This window comes from Stenotrophomonas sp. YJH_SMC_12-1, assembly GCF_059370935.1.
In genome coordinates this window covers 1-25,875 of record NZ_JCAFUD010000007.1, presented here as the reverse complement: position 1 = coordinate 25,875, position 25,875 = coordinate 1, and the positions used below count along the sequence as shown (strand labels likewise).

The 25,875-nt window shown below is 64.1% G+C and carries 28 protein-coding genes; 13 read left to right on the top strand and 15 right to left on the bottom strand.

What is annotated here, in order from left to right; all coding sequences use genetic code 11:
• Positions 1-119 precede the first annotated feature (119 nt).
• Positions 120-1,487, bottom strand: coding sequence for a helix-turn-helix domain-containing protein (locus AC5P8Y_RS13765; protein ID WP_033833498.1), 1,368 nt, complete (start codon positions 1,485-1,487; stop codon positions 120-122).
• A gap of 115 nt (positions 1,488-1,602) precedes the next feature.
• Here AC5P8Y_RS13765 and AC5P8Y_RS13760 point away from each other — a divergent pair, with 115 nt between their 5' ends.
• From AC5P8Y_RS13760 to mmsB, 5 genes are read left to right on the top strand one after another with little or no spacing between them, the layout of a single operon-like run.
• Positions 1,603-3,108, top strand: coding sequence for a CoA-acylating methylmalonate-semialdehyde dehydrogenase (locus tag AC5P8Y_RS13760; protein ID WP_012478809.1), 1,506 nt, complete (start codon positions 1,603-1,605; stop codon positions 3,106-3,108).
• A gap of 14 nt (positions 3,109-3,122) precedes the next feature.
• Positions 3,123-4,289, top strand: coding sequence for an acyl-CoA dehydrogenase family protein (locus tag AC5P8Y_RS13755; protein WP_033833499.1), 1,167 nt, complete (start codon positions 3,123-3,125; stop codon positions 4,287-4,289).
• Positions 4,286-5,083: an enoyl-CoA hydratase gene (locus AC5P8Y_RS13750; RefSeq protein ID WP_005411946.1), complete on the top strand. Its 798-nt coding sequence runs from the start codon at positions 4,286-4,288 to the stop codon at positions 5,081-5,083. The genes AC5P8Y_RS13755 and AC5P8Y_RS13750 overlap by 4 nt, the downstream gene beginning before the upstream one ends.
• A complete protein-coding gene (locus AC5P8Y_RS13745) occupies positions 5,080-6,255 on the top strand; it encodes an enoyl-CoA hydratase/isomerase family protein (RefSeq protein ID WP_033833501.1) in 1,176 nt (391 codons plus the stop codon). Before AC5P8Y_RS13750 ends, AC5P8Y_RS13745 begins: the two co-directional genes overlap by 4 nt.
• Complete coding sequence (mmsB, locus tag AC5P8Y_RS13740) at positions 6,252-7,142, top strand: 3-hydroxyisobutyrate dehydrogenase (protein WP_005407687.1); 891 nt, start codon at positions 6,252-6,254, stop codon at positions 7,140-7,142. Before AC5P8Y_RS13745 ends, mmsB begins: the two co-directional genes overlap by 4 nt.
• A gap of 148 nt (positions 7,143-7,290) precedes the next feature.
• Here mmsB and AC5P8Y_RS13735 read toward each other — a convergent pair whose 3' ends face one another.
• Together AC5P8Y_RS13735 and AC5P8Y_RS13730 are read right to left on the bottom strand one after the other, a co-directional pair.
• Entirely contained in the window at positions 7,291-7,716 is a 426-nt protein-coding gene (locus AC5P8Y_RS13735) for an organic hydroperoxide resistance protein (protein WP_014035621.1), read from the bottom strand.
• 111 nt (positions 7,717-7,827) lie between these two features.
• The gene (locus tag AC5P8Y_RS13730) at positions 7,828-8,808 is read right to left on the bottom strand and encodes a cation diffusion facilitator family transporter (protein WP_005407688.1); all 981 of its coding nucleotides are present in this window, start codon (positions 8,806-8,808) and stop codon (positions 7,828-7,830) included.
• 104 nt (positions 8,809-8,912) lie between these two features.
• On the opposite strand from AC5P8Y_RS13730, the gene AC5P8Y_RS13725 reads away from it, so the two are divergent.
• Complete coding sequence (locus AC5P8Y_RS13725; protein WP_033833506.1) at positions 8,913-9,092, top strand: hypothetical protein; 180 nt, start codon at positions 8,913-8,915, stop codon at positions 9,090-9,092.
• Between the two features lie 293 nt (positions 9,093-9,385).
• Here AC5P8Y_RS13725 and AC5P8Y_RS13720 read toward each other — a convergent pair whose 3' ends face one another.
• The 7 genes from AC5P8Y_RS13720 to AC5P8Y_RS13690 form a co-directional block, all read right to left on the bottom strand.
• Entirely contained in the window at positions 9,386-11,167 is a 1,782-nt protein-coding gene (locus tag AC5P8Y_RS13720; protein ID WP_495202022.1) for a peptidoglycan-binding protein, read from the bottom strand.
• A gap of 42 nt (positions 11,168-11,209) precedes the next feature.
• Positions 11,210-11,629 (bottom strand): lysozyme inhibitor LprI family protein, encoded by a 420-nt coding sequence (locus tag AC5P8Y_RS13715; protein WP_225792009.1) that lies wholly within the window; start codon positions 11,627-11,629, stop codon positions 11,210-11,212.
• A 398-nt stretch (positions 11,630-12,027) separates the two neighbouring features.
• Positions 12,028-12,357, bottom strand: a complete 330-nt coding sequence (locus AC5P8Y_RS13710) for a hypothetical protein (protein ID WP_495202021.1) — start codon at positions 12,355-12,357, stop codon at positions 12,028-12,030.
• Positions 12,358-12,956: 599 nt separating this feature from the next.
• Positions 12,957-13,142, bottom strand: a complete 186-nt coding sequence (locus AC5P8Y_RS13705; protein ID WP_495202020.1) for a hypothetical protein — start codon at positions 13,140-13,142, stop codon at positions 12,957-12,959.
• On the bottom strand, positions 13,135-13,335 hold the full coding sequence (locus AC5P8Y_RS13700) for a hypothetical protein (RefSeq protein ID WP_495202019.1): 201 nt from the start codon (positions 13,333-13,335) through the stop codon (positions 13,135-13,137). Before AC5P8Y_RS13700 ends, AC5P8Y_RS13705 begins: the two co-directional genes overlap by 8 nt.
• Before the next feature lie 4 nt (positions 13,336-13,339).
• On the bottom strand, positions 13,340-13,525 hold the full coding sequence (locus AC5P8Y_RS13695; protein WP_495202018.1) for a hypothetical protein: 186 nt from the start codon (positions 13,523-13,525) through the stop codon (positions 13,340-13,342).
• Complete coding sequence (locus AC5P8Y_RS13690; RefSeq protein WP_495202017.1) at positions 13,518-13,685, bottom strand: hypothetical protein; 168 nt, start codon at positions 13,683-13,685, stop codon at positions 13,518-13,520. Before AC5P8Y_RS13690 ends, AC5P8Y_RS13695 begins: the two co-directional genes overlap by 8 nt.
• A gap of 64 nt (positions 13,686-13,749) precedes the next feature.
• On the opposite strand from AC5P8Y_RS13690, the gene AC5P8Y_RS13685 reads away from it, so the two are divergent.
• Positions 13,750-14,685 carry a contractile injection system protein, VgrG/Pvc8 family gene (locus tag AC5P8Y_RS13685; protein ID WP_495202050.1) on the top strand — a complete coding sequence of 312 codons (936 nt, stop codon included), beginning with the start codon at positions 13,750-13,752 and terminating at the stop codon, positions 14,683-14,685.
• A 54-nt stretch (positions 14,686-14,739) separates the two neighbouring features.
• On the opposite strand, the gene AC5P8Y_RS13680 is transcribed toward AC5P8Y_RS13685, so the two are convergent.
• The gene (locus AC5P8Y_RS13680) at positions 14,740-15,753 is read right to left on the bottom strand and encodes a hypothetical protein (RefSeq protein ID WP_495202016.1); all 1,014 of its coding nucleotides are present in this window, start codon (positions 15,751-15,753) and stop codon (positions 14,740-14,742) included.
• Between the two features lie 471 nt (positions 15,754-16,224).
• Complete coding sequence (locus AC5P8Y_RS13675; protein WP_495202015.1) at positions 16,225-17,319, bottom strand: ParA family protein; 1,095 nt, start codon at positions 17,317-17,319, stop codon at positions 16,225-16,227.
• 722 nt (positions 17,320-18,041) lie between these two features.
• Between AC5P8Y_RS13675 and AC5P8Y_RS13670 the strand changes: the two genes are divergently transcribed.
• Both AC5P8Y_RS13670 and AC5P8Y_RS13665 read left to right on the top strand, forming a co-directional pair.
• Entirely contained in the window at positions 18,042-18,665 is a 624-nt protein-coding gene (locus AC5P8Y_RS13670; protein ID WP_495202014.1) for a hypothetical protein, read from the top strand.
• 760 nt (positions 18,666-19,425) lie between these two features.
• Positions 19,426-19,776: a hypothetical protein gene (locus tag AC5P8Y_RS13665; RefSeq protein WP_495202013.1), complete on the top strand. Its 351-nt coding sequence runs from the start codon at positions 19,426-19,428 to the stop codon at positions 19,774-19,776.
• 136 nt (positions 19,777-19,912) lie between these two features.
• Here the strand turns inward: AC5P8Y_RS13665 and AC5P8Y_RS13660 are convergent, their stop codons facing one another.
• The 3 genes from AC5P8Y_RS13660 to AC5P8Y_RS13650 are packed head-to-tail and all read right to left on the bottom strand — an operon-like array spanning position 19,913 to position 21,634.
• On the bottom strand, positions 19,913-20,563 hold the full coding sequence (locus tag AC5P8Y_RS13660) for a hypothetical protein (protein WP_495202012.1): 651 nt from the start codon (positions 20,561-20,563) through the stop codon (positions 19,913-19,915).
• Positions 20,564-20,572: 9 nt separating this feature from the next.
• Entirely contained in the window at positions 20,573-21,121 is a 549-nt protein-coding gene (locus tag AC5P8Y_RS13655) for a site-specific integrase (protein ID WP_495202049.1), read from the bottom strand.
• A gap of 9 nt (positions 21,122-21,130) precedes the next feature.
• A complete protein-coding gene (locus tag AC5P8Y_RS13650) occupies positions 21,131-21,634 on the bottom strand; it encodes a site-specific integrase (RefSeq protein WP_495202011.1) in 504 nt (167 codons plus the stop codon).
• Between the two features lie 127 nt (positions 21,635-21,761).
• On the opposite strand from AC5P8Y_RS13650, the gene dusA reads away from it, so the two are divergent.
• The 4 genes from dusA to AC5P8Y_RS13630 all read left to right on the top strand — a co-directional run bounded on the left by dusA (position 21,762) and on the right by AC5P8Y_RS13630 (position 25,552).
• Positions 21,762-22,757, top strand: coding sequence for a tRNA dihydrouridine(20/20a) synthase DusA (gene dusA, locus AC5P8Y_RS13645; protein ID WP_049449936.1), 996 nt, complete (start codon positions 21,762-21,764; stop codon positions 22,755-22,757).
• A gap of 213 nt (positions 22,758-22,970) precedes the next feature.
• Positions 22,971-23,345 (top strand): hypothetical protein, encoded by a 375-nt coding sequence (locus AC5P8Y_RS13640; RefSeq protein WP_005407693.1) that lies wholly within the window; start codon positions 22,971-22,973, stop codon positions 23,343-23,345.
• 73 nt (positions 23,346-23,418) lie between these two features.
• Positions 23,419-24,102 carry a response regulator transcription factor gene (locus tag AC5P8Y_RS13635; protein ID WP_004136763.1) on the top strand — a complete coding sequence of 228 codons (684 nt, stop codon included), beginning with the start codon at positions 23,419-23,421 and terminating at the stop codon, positions 24,100-24,102.
• A gap of 25 nt (positions 24,103-24,127) precedes the next feature.
• Complete coding sequence (locus AC5P8Y_RS13630; RefSeq protein ID WP_032953760.1) at positions 24,128-25,552, top strand: ATP-binding protein; 1,425 nt, start codon at positions 24,128-24,130, stop codon at positions 25,550-25,552.
• The last annotated feature ends 323 nt before the right edge of the window (positions 25,553-25,875 follow it).

Here is a 25,875-nt window from a genome sequence, read left to right as displayed (position 1 = left end):
CGGCGTCCCCGCAATCCGACACCACCCCGCCATCCCACGGAAAGCCCGCTGTTGCTTTTGAGGTTGCCGGCCAGCGGCCGGCACTACCGCAGGTGCAGGGCGCAGCCCTGCAGAACCCCCTACCGCCCCGGCAACTGCGCGAACGCGCGCTGCATGCAGTCCTCGCGCGGGCACACCCGGCAACCCGGCCCGATCGACACCGAGTTCCCCGGGCTCTGTACATCCAGCCCCAGCGAATACACCAGGCGTTCGGCATGCTGCAGGTCGCAGCCCAACGCCACCGCGAACGTCTTGCGTGGCTGGCCATGGCCCACCGGCCCGCTGCTGACCTGCCGCGCCAGCCAGAAATGACGGCGGCCATCGGGCATGCGCGCGGTCTGGGTGAGGATGCGCCCGGGCTGGTTGAACGCCTCGTAGACGATCCACAGCGGGCACGACCCTCCCACCTGCGAGAAGTGGAAATCGGTGGCCGAATGGCGTTTGGACACGTTGCCGGCACGGTCCACGCGGATGAAGAAGAACGGCAGCCCGGGCGCACTGCGCCGTGCCAGCGTGCTCAGCCGATGGCAGACCGCTTCGAAGCCCACGCCGAACTGGTGCGCCAGCAGCTCGATGTCGTAACTGCTGGTCTCGGCCGCACGCAGGAAACGCATGTACGGCATCACCAACGCACCGGCGAAGTAATTCGACAAGCCAATCCGCGCCTGCGCGATGCGTGCCTCATCGGTAAAGCCAGCGCGCGCCACTACCGCATCGATCTGCGGCAGGTAGCCGTGAAGGGCCAGCTCGGCCGCCATCTGGAACGCCTGCTGGCCGGGCTCCAGGTAATCGGGCAGCCACAGCCGCCGCGCATCGGCATCGTATTGCCGTTTCTCGCGCCCGGCCTGCAGTGCGGCCACTTCCACCAGCACGCCATGGCGGTCGGCCAGCAGCTGGCGCAGCCGCGGTGCCACATGCCCGGGCGACAGCCCCCATTCGGCGAACAGCTGCTCGGCCAGCTCGTCCAGTTCGGGGATGTGGTTGTGCATGCGGTTGAAGAACTCGCGCACCTGGTCACCGGCGGGCAGGGTGCTGCCGGCACCGGGCTCGCCCAGCTGGAACTCCAGCGCGGCGGCATGCTCGCGCAGCGCCAGGTGGCGGCGGTGCAGGTCCAGCAGTGCGCGGCTGACCTGCGGCAGGTTGCCGGCCAGGGCGCGCAGCTCGGTCGCGCTGACTTCGGCCAAGCCGAGGTCGCGCAGGGTCTCGCCCAGGGCTTCCTGCAGGGCAGCGGGCTCATCTTCGTCGAACAGTGAGGAAACATCGCCCAATACCTCGCCCAGCTTCTTCTGCACGGCCGGGGTGAGTGGGCGTTTGTTGCGCTCGATCTGGTTCAGGTAACTGGCCGACAGGCCCAAGGCGCGGGCCAGGTCCACCTGGCTGTAGCCGCGTTGCTCGCGCAGCCGTAGCAAGCGCAGGCCAAGCTGCCGCTGGGTGGCTGAATAATTCACAGAATTAACATGAATCGTCTGGCGTGTTGGCCAGATTAAGCGGATTCAGCCCGGAAATCGAGACGGGTGATGTGAATAATGCCAAGCATCTTTCGCACCCCGTGGGATTGTCGTCATGACTGTTGCAGCGCCCCGTATCCGCATGCTGATCGATGGCCAGTTCGTTGAATCGGCCACCTCCCACTGGCAGGACGTGATCAATCCGGCCACCCAGGACGTGCTGGCCAAAGTGCCGTTCGCCACCACCGGCGAAGTGGACGCCGCCGTCGCCGCCGCCAAGGAAGCCTTCAAGACCTGGCGCAAGACCCCGATCGGTACCCGCGCGCGCATCTTCCTGAAGTACCAGCAGCTGATCCGCGAGAACATGAGCGAGCTGGCCCACATCCTCACCGCCGAACAGGGCAAGACCCTGCCAGACGCCGAAGGCGATGTGTTCCGTGGCCTGGAAGTGGTCGAGCACGCCGCCGCCATCGGCAACCTGCAGCTGGGCGAGCTGGCCAACAACGTGGCCAATGGCGTGGACACCTACACGATCATGCAGCCGCTGGGCGTGTGCGCTGGCATCACCCCGTTCAACTTCCCGGCGATGATCCCGCTGTGGATGTTCCCGATGGCGATTGCAACGGGCAACACCTTCATCCTCAAGCCGTCCGAGCAGGACCCGATGGTCACCATGCGCCTGGTCGAGCTTGCCTTGGAAGCCGGCATTCCGAAGGGCGTGCTGAACGTCGTCCACGGCGGCGAGGAAGTGGTCAACGCGATCTGCGACCACCCGGACATCAAGGCCGTGTCGTTCGTCGGCTCCACCCGCGTCGGTACCCACGTCTACAACCGCGCCTCGCTGGCCGGCAAGCGCGTGCAGTGCATGATGGGCGCCAAGAACCACGCCGTGGTGCTGCCGGACGCCAACAAGGAACAGACCCTCAACGCGATGGTCGGTGCCGCCTTCGGTGCCGCGGGCCAGCGCTGCATGGCCGCCTCCACTCTGGTGCTGGTCGGTGAGGCGCGCAACTGGGTGCAGGACCTGGTCGAAAAGGCCAAGACGTTGAAGGTCAGCGCCGGCACCGTGTCCGGCACCGACGTCGGCCCGGTCATTTCCTGCAGCGCCCGTGAGCGCGTGGAAGGCCTGATCGCCTCGGGCGTGGAGCAGGGCGCCAAGCTGGTACTCGACGGCCGCAAGCCGCAGGTCGATGGTTTCGAGAAGGGCAACTTCGTCGGCCCGACCATCTTTGCCGGTGTCACCACCGACATGCGCATCTACCAGGAAGAAATCTTCGGGCCGGTACTGGTCATCCTCGAAGCGGAAACGTTGGAAGACGCCATCGCGATGGTCAACAGCAACCCGAACGGCAACGGCACCGCACTGTTCACCCAGTCCGGCGCGGCCGCGCGCAAGTTCCAGGAAGACATCGACGTCGGCCAGGTCGGCATCAACGTGCCGATCCCGGTGCCGGTGCCGCTGTTCTCGTTCACCGGTTCGCGCGCCTCCAAGCTGGGTGACCTCGGCCCGTACGGCAAGCAGGTGGTGCTGTTCTACACCCAGACCAAGACGGTCACCGCGCGCTGGTTCGATGACGAGACGCTGAGCCACGGCGTCAACACCACGATCAGCCTGAAGTAACGGCAGGAGCAGCCATGAGCCACTCGATGACGACGGAACTGGAAGAAGCGCAGCAGGCGTACCGCGAGGCGGCGCGCGACTTCGCACAGGCCGAACTGGCGCCGCACGCCGCGCGATGGGATGCGGAGGGCATCTTTCCGCGCGAGGCGATCGCCAAGGCCGGTGAACTGGGCTTCTGCGGCCTGTACATGGACCCGGAAGTGGGCGGCAGCGGCCTGAGCCGACTGGACGCCGCCGTCGTCATCGAGGAGCTCGCCAACGTCGATCCGTCGACCGCGGCGTACATCAGCATCCACAACATGGCCTCGTGGATGGTGTCCAAGTGGGGCCAGCCGGCCCTGCGCGATGCGTGGGGCGCCGATCTGTCCTCGGGCAGCAAGCTGGCCTCGTACTGCCTGACCGAACCGGGTGCGGGTTCCGATGCGGCGTCGCTGAAGACCACCGCCGTGCGCGATGGCGACTTCTATGTGCTGAACGGCTCCAAGGCCTTCATTTCCGGCGCCGGTGCCACCGAGCTGCTGGTGGTGATGGCGCGCACCGGTGGCCCCGGTGCCGGGGGTGTCAGCGCGATTGCGGTGCCGTCGGACCTGCCGGGCATCAGCTTCGGCCGCAAGGAAGAGAAGATGGGCTGGAACAGCCAGCCCACCCGTGGCATCACCTTCGAAAACGTCCGCGTGCCGGTCAGCCACCTTCTGGGAGAGGAAGGCGGCGGATTCAAGCTGGCGATGAAGGGTCTGGACGGCGGCCGCATCAACATCGCCGCCTGCTCGCTGGGTGCCGCGCAGGGTGCGCTGGATGCCGCACGCCGCTACATGGGCGAGCGCCGCCAGTTCGGCAAGGCGCTGGCCGAGTTCCAGGCGCTGCAGTTCAAGCTGGCCGACATGGTCACCCAGCTGGTCGCCGCCCGGCAGATGGTGCACACCGCCGCGCGCAAGCTCGATGCCGGTGCCAGCGACGCCAACGTGTGGTGCGCGATGGCCAAGCGCTTCGCCACCGATGCCGGCTTCAACGTCTGCAACGAAGCGCTGCAGATCCACGGTGGCTACGGCTACATCCGCGAATACCCGATCGAGCGCCTGCTGCGTGACTGCCGCGTGCACCAGATCCTGGAAGGCACCAACGAGATCATGCGGGTGATCGTTGCCCGTCACCTGCTCAACACCGAAGAGGAACTGCGATGAAGGATTGGCGTACCCAGGAGCACGTGGGCCTGAAGGTGGAGGTGGATGGCCACACCGCCGTGGTCACCCTGAACAACCCGCCGGCGCACACCTGGACCGTGCACAGCCTGTCGGCGCTGCGCGACCTGGTGGGCGCGCTCAACGCAGACCGCGACATCTACGCGCTGGTGATCACCGGTGACGGCGAGAAGTTCTTCTCCGCCGGTGCGGACCTCAACCAGTTCGCCTCCGGCGACAAGGCCGCTGCACGCGAGGCCGCGCGCCGCTTCGGTGAAGCCTTCGAAGCGCTGTCCGGTTTCCGTGGCGTGTCGATCGCCGCGATCAACGGCTACGCCATGGGCGGTGGCCTGGAATGCGCGCTGGCCTGCGACCTGCGCATCATCGAAGACCACGCCCAGGTCGCGCTGCCGGAGGCCACCGTCGGCCTGCTGCCGTGTGCTGGCGGCACCCAGAACCTGCCGCGCCTGGTCGGCGAGGGCTGGGCCAAGCGCATGATCCTGCTGGGCGAGCGCATCAATGCCGAGACCGCACTGCGCATTGGCCTGGCCGAAGAAAAGGTCGGCAAGGGCGAAGCCAAGGCACTGGCCCTGGAATGGGCGAAGAAGGCCGGCAAGCAGAGCCCGACCAGCATCGCCGCCTGCAAGACCCTGGTGCAGTCCACCCGCACCGGCACCCACGCCTCGGCGCTGGTGGCCGAGCGTGAAGCCTTCGTCGACCTGTTCGACACCGCCGACCAGGTCGAGGGCGTGACCGCCTTCCTGGAAAAGCGCACCGCGCAGTGGAAGAACGCATGAGCACCGACACCGTTGCCGACGACGCACCGGTGCTGTTCGAGGAGCGCGTGGCCGGCAACGGCGCGCGCATCGGCATCGCCACGCTCAACGCGCCGCGCACGCTCAATGGTTTCTCGCTGCCGATGGCGCACCTGCTGCTGAAGCAGCTGAATGCCTGGGCCGATGACGACGGCATCGCCATGGTGGTGCTGCAGGGCGCCGGTGAGAAGGCGTTCTGCGCCGGCGGCGACCTGCACAGCCTGTACAAGAGCATGGTCGCCTTCCGCGAGGCCGGCTGCAGCGACATCCGCGAGAACGACTACGCCGCCGAGTTCTTCGACGTCGAATACCGCGTCGATCATCTCATCCACACCTACGCCAAGCCGATCCTGTGCTGGGGCCATGGCATCGTGATGGGTGGCGGCATCGGCCTGATGTCCGGCGCCAGCCACCGCGTGGTCAGCGAGCGTTCCAAGCTGGCCTTCCCGGAAATCACCGTCGGCCTGTTCCCCGATGTCGGTGGCAGCTGGCTGCTGCCGCGCGTACCGGGCAAGGGCGGCTTGTTCCTGGCGCTGACCGGCGCACTGCTCAACCCGGGCGATGCCATCTACGCCGGCCTGGCCGACGTGCACGTGGCCGAAGAGCGCCGCAGTGCAGTGTTCGATGCGCTGCTGCAGGTGGCCTGGTCCAGTGATTCCGCACACAACCACGAACGCCTGACCCATCTGCTGCAGTCGCATGCCAGCGATGCCGCCACCGGCCCGCTGCTGGCCAATGCCGCGCAGGTCGAGGCGCTGTGCGAGGGCGATGACCTGCCCGCGATCATCGAGCGCATCAGCAAGCTGCAGACCGACGATGCCTGGCTGCAGGCGGCACAGAAGACCCTGGCTGCCGGCGCACCGGGTTCGGCACGCTTGGCGTACGAACTGCAGCGCCGCAGTACCGGCCAGGACCTGGCCGCGGTCTATCGCCTGGAGTACATCGTCGCCCTGCACTGCGCCGCCCACGGTGATTTCGCCGAAGGCATCCGCGCGCTGCTGATCGACAAGGACCGCAATCCGCAGTGGAACCCGGCCACCCTGGCCGAGGCCACCGGCGCGTGGGCCGACACCTTCTTCGCTTCCCCCTGGGCCGCTGCCGCGCATCCGCTGGCCGACCTGGGCACTCCCCTTGTTGAAAGGAGCCTTGCATGAGCCGCATTGCATTCATCGGGTTGGGCAACATGGGTGGCCCGATGGCCGCCAATCTGGTCAAGAACGGCCACAGCGTGCGCGTGTTCGATCTGGTCCCGGCCGCGGTGCAGGCCGCCGTTGACGCCGGTGCCAGTGCTGCGTCGTCGGCGCGCGACACCCTGGCCGATGCCGAAGTGGTGATCTCGATGTTGCCGGCCAGCCGCCACGTCGAAGGCGTGTACCTGGGCGATGACGGCATCCTTGCCGCGATTCCGGCCGGTGCGCTGGTCATCGACTGCAGTACGATCGCCCCGGCCAGCGCCCGCAAGGTCTCCGAGGCCGCTGCCGCGCGTGGCCTGCAGATGATCGACGCACCGGTGTCCGGCGGTACCGCCGGTGCCCAGGCCGGCACCCTGACCTTCATCGTCGGTGGCGAAGAGGACGCGCTGGAACGCGCGCGCCCGGTGCTGCAGGCGATGGGCAAGAACATCTTCCATGTCGGCGCCAGCGGCGCCGGCCAGGTCGCCAAGCTGTGCAACAACATGGCGCTGGGCGTGATCATGGCGGTGACCGGTGAAGCCATCGCGCTGGGCGTGGCGCACGGCCTGGACCCGAAGGTGCTGTCGCAGATGATGGCGGTCAGCACCGGCCGCAGCTGGGCCACTGAAGTGTGCAACCCGTGGCCGGGCGTGCTGGAAAACGCGCCGGCCTCGCGCGGCTACAGCGGCGGTTTCGGCAGCGATCTGATGCTGAAGGACATGGGCCTGGCGGTGGAAGCGGCGATGAGTGTCGGTGCCTCGATTCCGCTGGGCGAAGTGGCCCGCAACCTGTACTCGATGAACCACCAGGCCGGCCGCGGCAAGCTGGATTTCTCCAGCGTCGTGCAGCTCATCACGAGCGAGAAGTGACCTGGTAGTGCCGGCCGCTGGCCGGCAACCTCATGCCCCCCTGTGGGACAACGAAGGTGGGATGGGCGGATGTTCGGTTTCGACCGGCATCCGCCCATTTTTTTGCTCTTTACGTTGGTAGTGCCGGCCGCTGGCCGGCAGCACCCCATCAGGCAACGATCAGCGTCACGTCGATGTTGCCGCGGGTGGCATTCGAGTACGGGCACACGATGTGCGCCTTCTGCACCAGCTCTTCCAGCTGCTCGCGCGGCACGCCCGGAGCGCTGATGGTCAGCTCGGCTTCGATGCCGAAGCCGGTCGGGATCTGGCCGATGCCGACCTTGCCAGTGACGGTGGTGTCGGCCGGCAGCGCGACCTTGGCCTGGCCGGCCACGAACTTCAGCGCGCCCAGGAAGCAGGCCGAGTAGCCGGCGGCGAACAGCTGTTCCGGGTTGGTGCCCGGGCCACCGGCGCCGCCCAGCTCGCGCGGGGTCGACAGCTGGATGTCCAGCACGTTGTCGGAGGAGACGGAACGGCCTTCACGGCCGCCGGTGGAGGTGGCCTGGGCGGTGTACAGAACCTTTTCGATGGACATCGGGATGCTCCTGGTCGGTGGGTGGGTGGTGCGTTGGAGCGTACTTTGCCCGGTTTCCGCGTACGTTGGGTTGCAGGGCGTACGAAAAACTTGATCGATCGTCCTGGTGGCCTAGATCGTCCACTCGCGGTCGGTGGTGAACATGATGGTCAACCAGCGGTCCGGCGAGGCCTCGCCCAGCGCGTCGCCGATCTCGTCGCGCAGCTGGTCCCATTCCACCAGCGGCCGCGGCGGGTCGTTTTCCGGCACCACGAAGAACAGCTCGATCTGCTCGCCTCGCCCCACCTGCGCCACGTAGCTGCGGTGCTCGACGAAGCCATGCTTGGCCACGATCGCGCGTGCCACGGCATCCACGTGCGCCTGCAGCTCCGGCGGGGTGACCAGCAGGATGCCCGCCAGCGCCCGGCGCACGGTGCCGAGCGGGGCGATCATCACCAGCACGCAGACGAAGGCGAGGATGGCCGGGTCGATGTACGGCCCGACCCAGGCCCACGAGGTGCCCTGCACCAGCACGCCGCCGAGGAAGGCCAGCAGGTAGCAGGCTGACATGCTGGCCGCGATCACCCAGTTTTTCGCATCCAGTGCGATGAACTCCGAGCCGATGCGGCGGTTGGCGCGCAGGATGAACCAGGCCAGCGCGCCTTCGCCGACGATGGACAGCCCGGCGAAGGCGATGGCCGGGCCCAGTGCGATGTGGCGGCCCCCGGACATCAGTGCATCCACCGCATTGACCAGGGCATACAGTGCCGCACCGATCATCAGCGTGCCGCTGACCCCCAGCACGATCGGTTCCAGGTGCCAGAAGCCCATGGTGAAGCGCTGGTTGAGCCTCGACTGCAACGCGTCGGTCTGGGTGGACAGCGCGATCAGGCGTGCCACCAGCAGCGACAGCCAGGTCATGACCACGTCGATCAGGCCGTAGATGCCGTCGAAGATGATCAGCGAGGAATTGGCCAGCAGGCCGAATACCACTGCGGCGGCGGCCAGCAGCAGCGAGGCGGCGATCGACAGGCGCAGCACGCCCTGTTCGGTGGCGGGGTCGAAGAACTGCGGGCGGTGGGTGGCCATGGCCCGATTGTAGAGCGGCGGCATGCTTCGCTGCCTTCCGCTGTCCGGCATCGTCGCAGAACGTCGAGGACATCGCCGAGACGCCCAGCGAGCGTGACCGCGGATTCGTCGCCCAGGGCATGGCCAACATGGTCATCGAACTCCTCGGCCGCATGCTGGATATGCAGCGCTACGATGCCGGTGACACGCAGGTCTACCGCGTGCGTGGGCAGGTGTTCTTTGCCTCGGCCGGCCCTCTGGGTGCGGTGTTCGATTACCCGCACGTGACGCCGAAGGTACAGATTGATCTGCGCGACGCCCACCTGTGAGACCTGACCGCCTGAGGCGGCAGTGTTTCAAGAAGCAGACCGCCTATGGATGGCGGGTACTGACCACTTAGGGAAAGCTCCGGACGGACTTATCTGTCGTCAAAGCGTCGACGCGATCAAACCGGATCGGCTACACCTCGAGGCCGACTCCCTCGAAGCGTGGGCACGCTCCGAGGCGCAAGACCTCGCATTTGCGACAATCCTCGACGCACCTCAACCAATGCCCCCGTCGGCCTCAAGCCGACGAGGGGTGAGCAAGGTAATGGCACTCGCAGGCCCGTGGGCCCGCTCTCTTACGCCATCATGGCCCGCGGGCCGTGCTGCTGGGTCTGCTGGTCGATCTTCTGCTGCTCGCGCTGCTGATCGCTCACCTGCAACGCCCGCTCGCTGTTCTCCTGCACGCTCTGGCGCATCGCGTCAGCGGTCGATACCGGCGCGGTATTGCGGTTCAACGCGCTTTCGTCATGCAGCGCATTGGCCTGCACCGCGCGCGCCATCGAGCCATCCTGGTTCAGCTCAACGCGATCAACCCGGTACAGGCCGGCACGTGCAGCTTCCACGGTAAGCGCAGCGGCCAGCTTCTCGCTGTGCTCGCCGGAGGGCAGGCCACGCGCTTCCTCGGCGAACTTCACCTGCACCAGGGTCTCGGTGTACAGCCAGTTCTGCGGGCTGCGCGGGTCGGACATCGGGTACACCGTCTCGCGCGCAGGCTCGGCCGCGGCCTGCTGCTCCTGGGTGTTGCCCTGTGCCTGCGCACGCTGCTGCACTTCATTGGCCAGCGCCTGGCGGGTTTCCGCATCGGCAATGCCGGTCGCAGGCAGGCCATGCTGCTGCTGGAACGCGTTGATCGCATGGCGGCTGCCACCGCCCAGATAGCCGTCGCTGCCGATGGCCTGACCCTTGGCGTCGGTCAGCCCCAGCGCGGCCAGGTTGCCCTGGAGTTCGCGCGCGTCGCGGTCGATCGCGGCCAGCGTGGCTGGCCCGGCCTTGCCGTCCACCGGGTCCAGATTGTGTGCGCGCTGGAAGTCTTCCACCGCCTTGCGGGTGGTGGCATCGAAGCGCCGGTCCGGATTCAGCGTCTGCTGGCCGTCAGCACTGGCATAGCCCAGCGTGACCAGATTGCTCTCCAGCTTCAGCACGTCACGGCCGCTGGACCCGTCCTTCAACGTCTGCGAACCGGCCTGCTGGCGCGGTGCGCCGATCTGGTCCAGCGCCACCTTGATGTCCGCATCGTTGTGCTCACCGGCGGGCGAGTAGTCGCGGCTGCTGACCTTGGCATGGGCGCGGTCCATTGCGTCCTTGTTGTTGGCGTAGGCATTTTCGTAGCGCACGGCGATGTCGCCGGCCTTGGGCGCGTCGAAGTACTGGTAGGTCTCGCGGATCTGCCCGGCCTTCGCGCGCAGCGCCTCGTAGTCACCGCCTTCTTCCAGCACCTTCTGCAGCTTGGGCAGCTGGCTGGGCAACTGGTTGGCGGTCTTGGCGATCAGGCTGATCGCTTCGAAGCGGTTTTCCTCGGCGATGCCGCTGCCGTGTGCGTCCACCATCGCCATGCCGATCCGGGTGGCGTTGCGCACCTGCGGGTAGTCGATGTTCGCGTGGATCCACTGCTTGCCCTCGGCCGAACCGGCCCAGGCGTTGATGCTGTCGCGCGTGTTGGTATCGATGAACTGGATCGAGCTGCGCCCGCTCAGGCCATTGCCGTGGCTGAGCAGGTCGCGGCGCAGGTCGGCGTGGTCCTGGGTGAACGGCAGGTTGTGCGCCTTGGCATAGCTGCTGGCCTGATCGATCACGGCGTCGACATAGGTCGTCTCGCCCGCCTTCAGTGCGTGGCCGTCGATGGCGCCCAGCGCCCACTCGCCGCGCTGGCCGAAGTCGACCTGGATCGCGCCCAGGCTGTAACCGCTGTTCTGCGCGACCTTGTTCACTGTGCCCCAGTGCGGTTCGGTCACGCCCTGGGTGATGCCGGCGATGGCCAGATGGTAGGAGGCGGGACCCCCTTCGGTACCACGGCCGACGGCGAAATACACGGCGCCGGAGGTGGCATCGAGATCATGGGTATCGATGTTGGTTGGCATGTCTTACATCCTTGTGCAGTCAGAGGGTTTGCCCCTCAAGGGTCAGTCCAGCAGCTGCAGATACTTCTGCAGCTGGTCGGCACGCGCGCTCAGGCGCATCACATCGTTCAGCTCGCCCTGCAGGTTGCCGGGCTGCGAATCGTCGTACAGCGCGGTATCCAGTTCGCCATCGCGGCTGCGCGACTGCAGCCACGCGCGCTGGGCATTCACCAGCTTGGTCTTCTTTGCGCCACTCAGCTTTGCCTGCAGCTGGCGGTAGGCCTGGTTCAGGCGCTGGTCCTGGCGTGCGCTTTCCGAGGTCAGGCAGGCGGCCTGCTCGATCGCACCCTGTGCCTTGTCACGGCAGGTGGTGAAGGTCGGGCTCAGCCCGGTGGCAGCCGGTGCTGCGGTTGCCGTGCCGATGGCCAGTACGGCGACCGCCAGCGCGGTGGCGAGGGTCCTGCTCAAACGCTTGTGCTGCATCATCTGCTCCACACGTCCAATCCATTGCGAGCGACGGACTATAACGGCGTCAATATTTCGTCGTCGTCAACGAATCGCGACAACTGTGACCGGTTGCCCGTCATTGTGGGGTGGCGCCGCCCGGCCTGCGGACGGCCCTCGGGCCCGGGCGCCCCAGCGCTATCCGGGCGCCAGCCGCCGCCATTCAGCCGAGCGGTGTAAACTATTGATCTCACTGGCAATGCCAGTCTCCACGATCAACACCCCCATGACGTCCGCCACCGCCCGTTACGCTGATTCCCTGCGCCTGTCCGTTGCCCCGATGATGGATCGGAGCGACATCTAAGCGGGGCAACGGTTTGAAAGCTATTGGTACATTATTGGTGCAATAGCTTGGCCCCCCCTCGGGGCGGTGCCTGTCAGCTACCGAGCAACGGTCCCAGCAGCGGACCAATTACCTTGACAGCAGTGACTATGGCGGCGAGCGCTTTGACCGCCAGAACCATCCAATTGGTTCGCTCGGGTGGCTGGTTAGGAGGTGGGGTAGCGCCGCCAATTTTCACAACAGCATTGGGGCTGTTATTCACGTTGACGTTGTTGGTGATATGTGTCCCGTCGCATGGGAAGTGGCTTAGCGGCTGGGTGGGGGTGGCAATGTTCACAACAGCGTTGGGGCTGTTGGTCAAGTTGACGTTGTTGGTGGTATGTGTACCACGGCGGGCGAAGTTGGAGTTAATGAAAATGTGCATTGATTTGTCCTTATGGTTATGTCAAGCACATCTATCTAGGTAAGCGAGAGAGCCACTGAGCGGATCAGGTCTACCTCACACAAAAGGGCCGCCCATTGGGCGGCCTTTGTCGTTAAGTTACGCGAGCCTTTCGCTGGTCGTCCCACCAGCCGGCAACGTCCCGTGTGTCGTACACATCGCCTACCCTCGATGGAAGCAGGCCGGCGGTGTGCTTGTTGGCCATCGTTTTGAGCGAAGTTGCCGGGAAGTAGGTCGCCCGGAGCTGCTCAGTGGTCATGGTTGTACCGAACTGGCCATATAGCAGCCAGAACGTGCCGAACCCATCCTGCGTCATGCGTCGCCACCCGCGAGCCGCAAGCTCAGCTGTACTACGTTCGACCAATCTGGCTGCACGGATGCCGACACCGGATGGAACGCGTGGTGCTTGAGCCAACGGGCCCAGGCAAGGTCAAAGCTTGCATGCTTGGCGGTATGACTACAGGTGCATTCAATGAGGTGACCGCCACCGGCCTCGGCTCTGCGGAGGTCGTGAATGTACCGGGCAATATGTCGGCGCTTGCAAATGGGGAGGGTACGTGGCGGCGTCTTCTGTTGCTGTGTCATGCGACCCCCTTCTCGCAGCCATAGGCCCTACTGGGCGCAGCCAGCGCGGCCGCAACGGCTGCGATGTACGCGCCCTGGCCGAACGGGCAGGTGCCGGCCAGGATGCCGCCGGCGACGTGAGGCAGGCCGACGCTCTCGAACTCAGCGGCGAGGAACCGGCGAGCGGTGTCGATATCAACCATGGGAGTCCTCCCAGCCGGTCAGCGTGAAAGAAGCGCCGCAGTCGCGGCATTCGCAGTCTCGGGAGGGGCCGACGTGGTCCGAGTACTCGCCATCAGCACGCGTGTAGGTGCGCACGGATGCGGGAATCTCGGTGTAGTCGATGTGACCGGCCAGGCCGCAGTCCGGGCAGTACCTGTGCGGGTCACGGATCATCAGCTCAACCATGGGCTACCCCCCGGCGCACGGCCATGGGGGTACGGCGGCGCAGCGCCTGCGGGATCTGGCCTACGGCCAGGCCACTGTTGCGCCGACGCGGTGGGCGCGTCTGCCACATCTTGAGCAGGGTGGCGCCGGCAACGGGCAGCAGCACGGACATGGCCACCAGGGCGACGAAATCAGCCATTGGCCACCTCCTGCGCGGCCTGTGCTACGGCAGCGGCCGTAGCCCGCTTGCCGGGCAGCATGTTGGCTACCTCGTAGGGGAAGGGAAGGCGGCTGGCCAGGTCGGCAAGCTCGGGCGAAATCCAGCTGGTTTCGTCGTTGAAGTCGCTGCCCTTGACCATCTCCCAGCCCTTCCTGCTCCCCTTCCGACGCTCAAACACGCATTGCGCGATCTTGGCCGACCCCATGTTCAGCATCGCCGTGGCGATTACGCGGTTGTGGGTGACGTGGAGCCGTGGCGACGAAGCGGACCAGATCGACCTGCGCCTGCACGACCATGACGGACGCCTGTCGCTGCCGCGTCGCGGTGTCGAGCTGCAGGTGGCCATCGGCTGGGAGGGCAGCGGCCTGTTCGATAAGGGAACGTTCGTGGTCGATGATGTGGAGCACAGCGGATCGCCCGACATTCTGAGCATCCGCGCGCGTTCGGCGAACCTGGCCGGTGCGGTGCGCAGCCGCCGCGAACGCAGCTGGCACGAAAGCACCCTGGGCGACATTCTCGGGGCGATTGCCGGCGAGCATTCCCTGCGGCTGGCGGTGGCCGCGGATCTGGCGCGCCAGCCCATTCCCCACCTCGACCAGGCCAACGAGAGCGACATCAACCTGCTCACCCGCCTGGGCAAGCGCTTCGACGCGGTGGCCACAATCAAGGCCGGCACATTGATCTTCTCGCCCATCGGCGCCGGCACCACGGCCAGCGGCGAGCCGCTGCCAGGCGTTCAGATCACCCGCGCCAGTGGTGACCAGCACCGCTACAGCGTCGCCGACCGGGAGAAGTACTCCGCGGTACGCGCGTACTGGGGCGACCGCAAGGGCGCCCGCCGCACGGGCGTGCTGGTAGGCGCCTCAGAGAATGAGAAGAAGCTGCAGGCCACCTATGCCAACGCCGACGAAGCGCGTCAGCAGGCCGAAGCGGAGTTCAAACGGCTGGATCGCGGTACGGCCCAGCTGAGCTACACGCTCGCGCTGGGCCGCGCCGATATCTACCCTGAGCAGACGGTCACCGTCAGCGGCTTCAAGCCGGAGATTGATGGCACCGACTGGTTGGTGTCCAAGGTCATTCACACCATCGACGGCAGCAGCGGCTTCACAACGGCGCTTGAGTTGGAGCGAGGATCCTAGGCCCCCGCAAGATCCAGTCACCGCATACAACCGGGTGCTGCCAGGAGAACTAAGCTACTTATCCCTAGCCAAGTCAATCTGCTCTTGGATGTAACCATCGAGGAGCTCGGACTGATCAGATATCGCCTCCCGCAACACCTGCGTTTGCGTAATGAAACTGCAGTACTTTTGCAGGGCCTTGTGCGCATCCTTCTCCTTCCGGAACGAATGCAGGCGCTCTCTCCACGCAGGGATGGGATCAACTGGAAACGGTGCTTCATAGTTCGACAGAAGCCACCTAGTGATTGCGGGGCCCTGAGCTGCGCGTCCGGAATAGCCGTTCTCTACTGCGTACTTGACGCCCTTCTCCGTATATATCAAAGCCCAAGTTTGGGCGTCTACGACCACTTGATCTCTGCTGTAGATACCCCGGTGCGGCGCGTTTCCTGCGATGAACGTGATTTGAGCATCGACAAGGTTGATTGTGTTTTCCCAATCGCGAGTCAGATCGCCAACCATGTCGGGCTTCATGTTGACCGCCACGGCCCTAAGGCGTTTCCACGCTAAGTCGAACACATCGCCCATCTTCCAGAACAGCTCAATACTGACGGTGTCATCCAGATACTTTGCGACGCGATGGGAAACCCGCTCTGAGCCGAATGACCATACTGCGGGTCGGAACTTGGTCAGAAGATCACAGCAGTTGAGAAAATAGAAGTTTGCAAGCGAATGCAGTATTCCCTCGTGACGCAGTCCCGCGTGATACGAGCTATTTCGGAAAGAATGAAGCCAATTGATGGACTGGCTCATCTCCTGCGTCAACAGCCCAGTCTTTAATGCAAAGGCCACCTTTGCATCAAATTTCTGACCCAGCGCCGCCTGCAAGGATTTCTCACTGAACTTTGTATCGGCTGAGGGGCTCCACACATCACTAAATATCTGTCTATCGCGAGCGTGCTGATGCAGCGTCAGCTCGACCACGTTGTCAATCAGCATAATTGCGAAGCGATCGAAGTTCCGATCCTTCATGGCCAACTGATCTAGAGCCAAGTCCAACTGATCAATGTGGTCACACAGCATCTGATTCACGCGAAAGCTCCTACGCTACAGTTCTACAAAGAAGGCCCTTGATACAGCAGATATCTAAGGCGCCGCTGTCCTAGTCATGCTTGGATTTAGCTTCCAGATCTCTAGTGGCGAGCCGCCTAAGCTCTAAGTCCAAGTTCGATATCCCGCCGCCGCTTCTTCGTGCACTGCAGATTCGGCGTATCAGAAGTAGGACCCGGCTTGCTCGCCTCAACAGTGCTCGCCCATGCGATAGCCTCAGGTAGCGCACTGCAATGGAACTCGCCCCATTGCAGACGCGCATGACCGCGATCAACGAGTGGCTGGGGCAGGAAGTGATCCGCTTCGACGCCTTAGAGCTGGGAGCGGCAGCGGCATGAAGGGAGCGCAAAGAAAATTACTCTGCATGCACTTCTTCTGGTGAGGCTGAACTTGGCTGGCGACCTAAAGGGCTGAAGACCGGCCCCGGTGTATAGGGCCGGCCAGTCTGCTTCCTTAGACGCAGACAGCGATCAGATTACGAGCGCACTCGTCGAACTTCGTCTTGAATAGGTCAATTTGGGAGAGTTGATTCTCAGCCCAACCTTGGCGATCTCTCAGCGAGGCCACCTGCTGATGTGCTCGCAGCTCGCCGAGTGGTACGTTGAGCCACAGGCTGTTCTGGATCAGCACGTTCGCGTCCTCGAAGTCGCCCACGCGGTAGTTTTCCGGTAGGCCATTGGCCACTGGCTGGTAATGGGTGATTCGGGTACCCAGGACCTCCGCCAGATCTTCTTCTACTGCCTCGACAATTCGATCGTGCATTGTCTGGTCTGCACGGATCATTTCTCGCGGGCCAAGTGGCACCTGTGCGACCAGTTGCACTGAACTACGGCGCTTAGCTGCCGTATCGAAGCCATTGAATACCCAGCCGGCAAAAACTGGCATGCCGAGATTGTCGAACGACGTGAAGTTGTTGTTCGCCTGCTTGAAACGCTGCAGGCCTGTACGCCAGTCCTCGACGAAGTTCGGCACCATCTGCCCGATCAAACCAACGCAGTAGACACTGAAGTTATCGGAGGTGCAGGGAACAACGTAGTAATCGGATGAATAAAACGACGCCCTTACCAGCGCGCCGAAAGATGGCGGCAGGTCTACCAGCACGTAGTCATAACTGTAGCCGGCTACTTCCTCTGCTTTTGCGATTAGCTTCCGCAGCGCGACATAGCGAGCGAGGCCAGTGCCCGCCAACAAGTCACTACCAACGTTCAATGAGTCGGCGTAGACGTTGAGCCAGAAGTCGCCTGCGATTAGGTCGACTAGCTGATTGGTATGTGGCCCCTTGTGCAGGAACACCTCTTCGCCTGTAGTGCTTTGCAGGAAGCGCTGCAGGAAAGACCGAACCGTGCGGCCATAGGGCTGTGCCTGCGTAGGCATTTGATCATTGAAATATTGCTCGCCCAGCACCGCAATAGAAAGATTGCACTGGGGGTCGAAGTCGACGAGTAGGACGCGCTTCCCCTGACATCCCAATGCGTGCGCGAGATTCCAAGAGATCGTCGACTTCCCGACGCCTCCCTTATTGTTAAAGATCGATACAACTTTCGCCACTGTGCGTTCCTTTCATTGTGCAGAGCATCCGCGCTCTGCTGCCGCGTCCAAGCAAGTGACCCAAAGGTCACAGTGCCAGCGATTGCTGCCTCCGGGCATGCGCCCCCTGTAGCCGCTAGGTGATGATAGCGGACCCTGGATCCTCCTGCGCGCGCTTGTCTCTTCCCAAGTCTGCAGCAGGGGCACAAGAAAGGTTCGGCGCAACCGAGGCCCGGCAAGGCTGCCATGCACGAGGCGCAAGGCTTATTCAGCGCGGCTGAGGTAAGTGGTTGCCGGTGGCCAACGGCTCAACCCCCAGGGCTTCCGCGGTGCGCATGGGGACGCCGAGGGTCGTCTCGACTTGATACAGCTGCCAATAAGCCTTGCGGCGTTTGTCCTAGTTGGCGGCAGTGCTCAATGTACGGGAGACCTTATAGTCCTGTTCTTGGAGCATGAGCTTGTCGTCGAGGCGGAGACCTGGAGGGCTTCGCATTTCGGCCGCAACTTACTGATAGTAAAAGGCATAACCGGAGGGAGGCCTGCGGGTACCGCCAAAGTTACCGCTACGGAATCTGTTTGTATGGCAAGCGGGGTATGCTGAGGCGGGAAGCTCGACGTGCGCTGCGACCGTCTTATAGGCAAGAACTATGACGAGCTCGGCCGGGTCCGTGTCAATCTGCGCTGGTCAGTCCCGGTCAAAGTGCGATGTAATAGCCGCTCCGGAGCGCCTATGGCAAGAGATTGTGGACCCTACCGAATTTGAGGAGCAAAAACGCATCCAGTTCTATAGCCAGGCTATCAATGCTTGGCTGAACCTGTCGCTTGAGTACGATAAGAGCCTTATAACGCTATCCACTGCTGGTATAGGCCTGATCGTCACGCTACTTACGACGGTTGGGGCGACGAGCTTGGTCGGCCTTTGGCTGTACGCGCTCGGTGTAGCTTCATTTGGCATTGCCATCGTGTCCGTGCTCATCGCCTATGCGGAGAGTAAACGATATATAGAATCAATTATCTCGCGGGGGGAGAGAGAAGCTAGTAGTCGCCTCGCCAACCTGGACAGGGCGGCAGCGATTTCTTTTGGTGCCGGTGTTGTGATGCTCGCTGCGGCGGGTATTTCTGCTGGCGTGCACACTTATCAGGCTAAAGGCAAAGATATGTCGAAGAAGGAAAAGACCAACGTCCAAGTGATCTTCGCGAACGACAGCATCAACAGACTTGGATCCTTGGGGGTCGGTATGGAGAGTATTGACCGGCTTGCGCTTCTCCAGCCCGCCAAGCCCGTCTTGCGGCCGGCTACCACGGCAAGTGCTAGCAAGAAGGCGTCAAGCAGGCTGCCGCCGCCGCTGCCCCCACAGAAGAAGTGACGCGCGATTCCCCGATCGCAAGGGACGAGCTCCGGCCTCGTCCCTTTTTTTTGCCTTCAATAAATGCGCGGCTCATTGAAGCCTTGATACTCGGGCGCCGACGCGCGCACTCGTCTCCCCGCCACGCCTGCGCACTTCAGAGGGTGCTTTTTCTGCACTGTCTGCAGCAGGGGCCAGTCCCGGCCCTGTATGGCGTTCTCCGGGGTTCTCTGACACCGGCCGGCCCTGCGGTTCCCTGCGCGAGAGGGGCGCCTGAAAGGCTGTCTGCGGGCGGTCACTGGCGCTCCTCGGCAGTACCGATTTTTCAGGTGACCACGGGAAGGAGGTAACCGGGCAACACGCGGCCCCGATCAGGGGCTAAGCCTTTGATTGCAAAGGAATAGAGGTGGTTACTTTTGAGGTGATATTAGGTAATTTTCTGCTGCCTACAAAGTAATGTCATTGATTCATAAGGACTTTTTTCTCCGCCGATGTTACTTCTCTAAAGGGTAATCGGGTTACTCCAAGGTTACCCAATTGTTACCTTCATGTAGATCATGTAAGGCATTGATTATAGGAATGAATTTTCACGACTTGAAGGCTCGATTACCTTTGTTACCTCCCTCCCGTGGTCACCTCAAAAATTGCACCTCATCGCGCGTAAGGGCCGTCAGCATCGTCGCACTCGCACTCGCACTCGCACTCGCACTCGCACTCGCTCACGCCTGCTGCTCGCGCCCTTGTCGCAGCCTTTGCGACGGCCAGCCGTAAGCTGCCGGCCATGCCGCTGCCCACCGACTTCTACTGGACGACACGTTCGGCCAGCTTGCCCACCGATCCCCTGACCGTGATCGCCTGTGAGGGGGTGTGGGTCGTCGCGCTGACGCAGCGTGTGGACGACGATAGCTGGGTGGCCACGTTGGGCCGGCACCGGGACGCACCTGGCGGGCCGGGCGGGTCATGCCGGCACTGCAGCAGCTACGAGCAGGGCCGCGCCGGCGCTGAGCTATGGGTGGCCAGGCATGAAGCGCGTCTACGCGAGGACGTGGCCAAGATCGCCGCGTACCGGTCGGCGGTACGCGCGAACAGGTTGGCCAAGCTACACATCCCGCCGCCGTTCGGTTGGGAGTAGTGGGGATGACGACGTCGACCTAGGCGATTGGCTGCCGCAGCTGCTCGGTGTTGTTGCGTGGGCTGTTTACAGCCCGGCTCACACGGTACGCCTGCAGGATCTCGGCCAGCACTAGCGCAAGGTCGACCAGTTGAAGCTATTGCGGCGTGTCTCCCGCGTCCATGTCGTGCTGGGTTGCACCGACGAGTGCGTCCAGCAGCGAAACCCTAGGGGTCTTAATTACTGGAAAGATGCCGGTGCCGAGGCGCTTGTCAGCTTCAAGCGCCGTGTTCAGTGTGAAGGCAAGCATCAGCCCCCAAGAGGCGACCACGACATTAAACTCTTCCTCCGTTACTAGAAGATCGTCGCCTGATTTCGGGTGCGTGAGTCGATTGCGGACCGCTACTGCCTGCTTAATGGTGGCTAGCATCTCTTGGTCGAACGTGAAGTCGGCATTCGACACTTGCTTGCGGGACATCAGGTCGGCAACCAATTTCATACTGTGGACCATCGGTATGAAGTTCGGCTTAGTCCTTACGGTGCCGTTCTCCGCAACTGCATAGGTTTCATCGTTGAGAGCGGCGATCTCCAATGCAGAGTAGGTCTCTGGCTGCATCTTTGCGGCTGCGCGCGCCATGCATTTTGCATACCAGAGGATGCCCTCGGCCCCCGCAAAAATCTGTCGAACCGCCATTCGATAGCTGGCAGAGTCGGCTTTGGAGCGCGCTTCGGTCGCTGCTTTCAATGCGTCCATCGAGGTGATGCGGATCAGTGCCGAGAAATCCGTTTGGTCATTCATGGTGTCCACTCACGCATCCTAGGTCGGAACTCGGTGGAGGGATTCTGGCCGCAGTTGGGTATAGCGTTTCAGCTCATTCCATGATCGATGGAGCGTAACCGCCGCAACCTCAGGGATATCGTAGCCCTGCTCAAACAAGCGAGAGGTGGCCTCGTGCCGCAGATCATGGAAGCACAGGTCCAGTATCCCGAGCTTGCTGCAGGCGCGAGTAAAGGCCGTGCCGACAGACTTCGAGTTGAAGGGGAATATCCGGTCTTCACCGGCGGTCCGCGGCTGACGCTGCACCAGCTCCCAGCACTCGCCCAGGAGAGGGAAAGTGCGGTGGTTACCGGCCTTCGCGCGGGGGTGCTTCGCATCTCTCAGCATCGCGGTGCGGTTGTTGGCGTCGAGGTCCGACCACTGCAGCCGCGTGATTTCGCTCTCACGCTTCGCCGTGAGGATCGCGAAGGCGACGATATCGTTCATGGGAATAGTGGCCCGCCATTCTGCGGCTGCGAAGTGGGCGTGCAGGCGCTGCAGCTCCTCGGCCGTCGGGCGGCGGTCACGCTGCTTGGACTTCCCGACCAACTTCAAGAGTCATAGAACGGGGCGGGCTTCGGCCACCGGGTCGCTTGCCAGCTTCACGCCCTTCATTGGCCCGGCTAGCTTCAGCAGCTCGGACAGGAACCCCAGCTCGACGTTCATGGTTGCAGCCGAACAAGGGGGGATAATGTGCCCCTTGGCGTTCATGTGGTTGCCCTGAACGCGACGGCGGGCGTGGTCGATCACATCGTTGGCCGTCAGGTGCCTGGCCACTATGCTGCCCAGCCCTTCACGGAGTCGGGTCAGGTTTCCGGTCTGGGTCGCGCCTGCAGCTTTCACCGAGGCCAGATCCTCGATCCGCCAGCTGATCAGCTGCTCGATGGTCAGGTTCTCTCCGGGGGTGCCGCCTCTGGCCTCGTAGTCGGCGAGTTCGCGCTCGATGCGGTCGTCCCAGGTCTTGGCGGCAGTCTTGGTGGGGAAGGTCTTGCTCTGCGTGGGATGACCTTTTCGACGCACAATGGCGCGCCAGCGGCCGTTGCGCGGTTGCAGCGTTGCCATCGGTGTACCAGCTCCCGGTGTACCACGTTCCTGTTGGTACGCGGATGGTACAGATGAATGGGAATCAGTAGGAAAAAAAATAGGAAAAATCGGGTGCTTCTGTGTACCCATCTACGGTGGTAAGTGCATGAAAATGTTGAAAACTGAAGAAATTCGCCTGTCCGTTGCCCCGATGATGGACTGGACCGACCGCCATTGCCGCGTGTTCCATCGCGTGCTGGCGCCGGGTGCACGCCTGTACACGGAGATGGTGCACGCCAACGCGGTCATCCACGGCGACCGCGAGCGCCTGCTCGGCTTCGATCGCAGCGAACAGCCGCTGGCGCTGCAGCTGGGCGGCAGCGATCCGGCCCTGCTGGCGCAGGCTGCGCGCATTGCCGCCGAGTGGGGATACGACGAGGTCAACCTCAACTGCGGCTGCCCGTCCGACCGCGTGCAGGCCGGGCGTTTCGGCGCCTGCCTGATGCGCGAGCCGGTACTGGTGGCCGAGTGCGTGGCGGCCATGGTCGATGCGGTCGACATCCCGGTAACGGTGAAGTGCCGCCTGGGCGTGGACGAGGACAACGACTACGACGTGTTTGCCAGCTTCGTCGACCGCCAGGTCGCCGCTGGTGCGGCGATGGTGGTGGTGCATGCGCGCAACGCGTGGCTGAAGGGCCTGTCACCGAAGGAGAACCGCGAGGTTCCGCCGCTGAAGTACGACTGGGCCTACCGCCTGAAGCAGGAGCGCCCGGCACTGCCGGTGGTGATCAACGGTGGCCTGGCCAGCATCGAGGCGGTACAGGCGCAGGCCGCGCACGTCGATGGCGTGATGCTGGGCCGGGCGGCCTATCACGACCCCTATCTGCTGCATCAGCTGGAGGCGCTGCACACCGGCGCCCCGCTACAGGCACGTGGTGACCTGCTGCGCGCGATGCGGCCCTACATCGAGGCGCGGCTGGGCGAAGGCCTGGCGCTGAAGCACATCACCCGCCACCTGCTCGGCCTGTTCCATGGCCAGCCCGGTGGTCGCGCCTTCCGCCAGGTGCTGAGCGAGGGCGCACACCGCCCGGGCGCCGGCTGGAGCCTGATCGAACAGGCCTTGGCGGTCACCGAACGCGAAGCTGATCGCGCCGCAGCGTGACGTCGGTCACGGTCCTGACTTGACAAGGGGCGGCGATTCGTCCCGAATGTTCACCTAGATGAACGACGCGAGCGCAGGACCGGAAAAGTTCAGACCGGATTCACTGCCCCAAACCAAGAATTTGCAAAGGATTTGTAAAGCGCCGGGTCCCGAACCCGGCTCCCGGATTTACGACTTTTGAACGAATCGCCGTGCTCGGCTAGGATCGCATCGATGTCTTCCGCTCCCTTCCATCGCCGCATTGCCCTGGCCACCTGCGTGGTGCTGGCGGCTGCGCCGCTGTCTTCGGCGCTGGCGCAACAGCCGCCGCGTGGCGATCAGGGGCGCGCGGAGATGATGGAGCGGGGCGAGCGCGGTGGCCGTGGCGACGAGCGCTCGCTGTCCGATGCCGTGCGCCGCGTGCAGCGCACCACCGGCGGCCACATCCTCGGCGCCGAGCGCGTGCCGTTCGATGGGCGTGACATCAACCGGGTGAAGTACATGGACGACCGGGGCCGGGTCCGCTACATGGACGACCCCGCACCGTCGCGTTCACAGCCGCGCACGCCGCGGTCGGATATGTCATCACTACGCGGCGATAACCCCTGAACAGGGATAGTTGTCGCTATCAACCCGTACCCCACAGGCCTCCGGGCCACACCCAGGACACTAGGGAGAGTTCATGCGTATCCTTCTGGTCGAAGACGAAGCCCCGCTGCGTGAGACCCTGGCAGCCCGGCTCAAGCGCGAAGGCTTTGCCGTCGATGCTGCGCAGGACGGCGAGGAAGGCCTCTACATGGGGCGCGAAGTTCCGTTCGATGTCGGCATCATCGACCTCGGCCTGCCCAAGATGTCGGGCATGGAGCTGATCAAGGCCCTGCGTGACGAAGGCAAGAAGTTCCCGGTGCTGATCCTGACCGCGCGTTCGAGCTGGCAGGACAAGGTCGAAGGCCTGAAGCAGGGCGCCGACGACTACCTGGTCAAGCCGTTCCACGTTGAAGAGCTGCTGGCCCGCGTCAACGCGCTGCTGCGCCGCGCCGCCGGCTGGAGCAAGCCGACCCTGGAATGCGGCCCGGTCGCCCTGGACCTGGCTGCGCAGACCGTCAGCGTGGCCGGCAGCAATGTCGACCTGACCAGCTACGAATACAAGGTGCTGGAGTACCTGATGATGCACGCCGGTGAACTGGTCTCCAAGGCCGACCTCACCGAGCACATCTACCAGCAGGACTTCGACCGCGACTCGAACGTGCTGGAAGTGTTCATCGGCCGCCTGCGCAAGAAGCTGGACCCGGATGGCGAACTGAAGCCGATCGAGACCGTGCGCGGCCGCGGCTACCGTTTCGCGATTCCGCGCAACGAGGGCTGAGCCGGCTCAGCCTGGCGAGACCATGATGTCCGGCCGTCTGTGGTTCTTCCGACGCTGGCGGCCGCGCTCCCTGCAGGCGCGCCAGATGCTTGCCGCGTCCGTGGGCCTGGTCGCGTTCCTGGCCCTGGCCGGTTACGCACTCGACGCCGCCTTCGCCGATACGGCGAAGGCGAACCTGCGTGAGCGCCTGAAGAACTACGCCACCGCGTACGCGGCCGGCATCGACTTTACCCGCGACCGCTCGCTGTACATCCGCGAGCAGCCGCCGGATTCGCGCTTCGACGTGCCGGGCAGTGGCCTGTACCTGCAGGTAGTGATGCCGCACGGCAAGGGCAATTCGATGTCCGCCGAAGGCCCGATGCTGCCCACCGTCGGCGGCGGCCTGCTGGCGCCACGCCAGGAAGTGTTCGAAGGCCCGCTGCCGATGATCCAGATCGACGGCAGCCAGGGCTCGGTGTACCGCTATGGCCTGGGCCTGGTGTGGGACGCCGATGCCGACCCGGCCACCGAATTCCCGTACACGATCTATGTGATGGAAGACTCGCGCGCGTTGGGCGCGCAGCTGCGCGTGTTCCGCGGCCGTGTCTGGTTCTACCTGGGCGGCATCGGCCTGATCCTGCTGCTGCTGCAGACCGTCATCCTGCAGTGGAGCCTGCGTCCGCTGCGTCGGGTGATCACCGAGCTGACCAAGGTGCAGCGCGGCGAGACCGAGCGCATGAGCGAGCGCCACCCGCGCGAGCTGGAACCGCTGACCGACAGCATCAACGCCTTCATCGAAAGCGAGCGCGAGAACCTCGAGCGCCAGCGCAACACCCTGGCCGACCTGGCACACAGCCTGAAGACGCCCATTGCGGTGCTGCGCACGCAGATGGACAGCGGCGCGGGCGATGGCGCGCTGCGAGAAGAGCTGGACGTGCAGCTGCAGCGCATGAACAACTTGGTTTCGTACCAGCTGGCACGTGCTGCGTCGTCGGGCCACAAGCTGTTCTCCGCGCCGCTTCCGATCGAGTCCAACGCCGAGGAAATCGTGCGTGGCCTGGAGAAGGTCTACGCCTCCAAGGGCGTGCTGTGCGAGTTCGACATCGATCCGGCCGCGCGCTTCCACGGCGAACCGGGCGACCTGCAGGAACTGCTCGGCAACCTGCTGGAAAACGCCTTCAAGTGGGCCAACCGCCGCGTGCTGCTGACCGCGCAGCCGCTGCCGGCACCGAACGCGCGCCGCGCAGGCCTGCTGCTGGCGGTGGACGACGATGGCCCGGGTATCGCCCCGGACGACATCGGCAAGGTGCTGCAGCGTGGCGTGCGTGGCGACGAGCGCGTGCAGGGCCACGGCATCGGTCTGTCGATCGTGCAGGACCTGATCAAGGATTACCGCGGCGAACTGGCCGTCGGCCGTTCCAGCGAACTGGGCGGCGCCCGTTTCGAAGTGCGTTTGCCGCCAGGGCCGTAAACCTTCGCAATCGGTAGTGCCGGCCGCTGGCCGGCACCCTCATGATCTAGTGCCGGCCGCTGGCCGGCATCCTCATGATCTTCGGTGGCATTGCCAGGTTGCCGGCCAGCGGCCGGCACTACCGTGTTTCGATCTTCGGCGGCGCGCCGTAGAACCGCCGCAGCCACGCGTTCCCGTCCGCCGGGCGTCGCCTGACGCAACAGCTCGTGGTATTCCGGTAGTGCCGGCCGCTGGCCGGCATCCTCATGATCTTCGGTGGCATTGCCAGGTTGCCGGCCAGCGGCCGGCACTACCGTGTTTCGATCTTCGGCGGCGCGCCGTAG